We start from the raw sequence: 1,033 nt of genomic DNA, 5'->3' as shown, positions 1-1,033 counted from the left end.
TGAGAGCCTGACGATGGTTGAGGACCGCCTGCAGCGCCTGCGAGCCGCCATCATGCGCGGCGATCTTCACGATGTCGTCGTTGCTGAACCCGGCGGCGATGAGAGCCTGACGATGGTTGAGGACCGCTTGCAGCGCCTGCGAGCCGCCATCATGCGCGGCGATCTTCACGATGTCGGCGCGCTGCAGATGGTCAGTTAGCTCGTGGGCATGCTCCGCAATATAAAGTAGCGTCAGCCGTCCACCGTGCGTACGTTCAATTCGTGTCTGCTCGGCGTCGGTCAGTTCGAGCGGATTGGTTGTATGAGGCACAGACAGCCGGAGGGGATAGGGCACGGCTCGGCGGTTGGAAAGATGGGTATCGGAACGCAAGCCCTGACGCTGCGAAGAATTGCCTTGGGAATGACCGGAACGTGTGGAGTCCTGCCCGGGTGGCGGAGCCAGCAACTCGGATGTGATGGCCATGGTATCGGCCGGGATCGGCACATCTAAAAGTGCCTGGAGATGATCGAAGCTCAGAAACCCGGATGGCGTGGCGGGACTGGACACAGAGTTCCCGAGCTGAACCATGGGGACGTAAGCGCTGGCGACGGAATGCGGAAAGGTGTCATTGCCGGCGTTCAGCTGAAGTGAACGGGATGTCCCATTCGTTACCGGAATACCGGTATTGTCCACTCGATCCGAACGATTCGAGGGCATATCGGATTCAGCCGCCATGGTGTCGGCTGGGATCGGCGCATCCACCTGGATCTGATCGATGCCCGGGGACCGGGATGTTTCGCCAACGGCCAACGTGAGGCGACGCGCGCCTCCACCATGCGCGGCAATCTTCACGATGTCGTCGTTGCTGAACCCGGCGTCGATGAGAGCCTGACGATGGTTGAGGACCGCCTGCAGCGCCTGCGAGCCGCCATCATGCGCGGCGATCTTCACGATGTCGGCGCGCTGCAGATGGTCCGTTAGCTCGTGGGCGTGCTCCGCAATATAAAGTAGCGTCAGCCGTCCACCGTGCGTACGTTCAATTCGTGTCTGCTC

At 61.2% G+C, this 1,033-nt stretch carries 1 pseudogene; it reads right to left on the bottom strand.

Annotated elements, in window-relative coordinates:
* Positions 1–1,033: pseudogene (locus DID99_RS38290) on the bottom strand (hypothetical protein); the annotation flags it as partial.

It is taken from the genome of Burkholderia sp. Bp8986 (genome assembly GCF_003854225.1).
Classification (GTDB): domain Bacteria; phylum Pseudomonadota; class Gammaproteobacteria; order Burkholderiales; family Burkholderiaceae; genus Burkholderia.
Note: the sequence above shows the minus strand (reverse complement) of the source record. Positions and strands in the feature narration are given on the sequence as shown.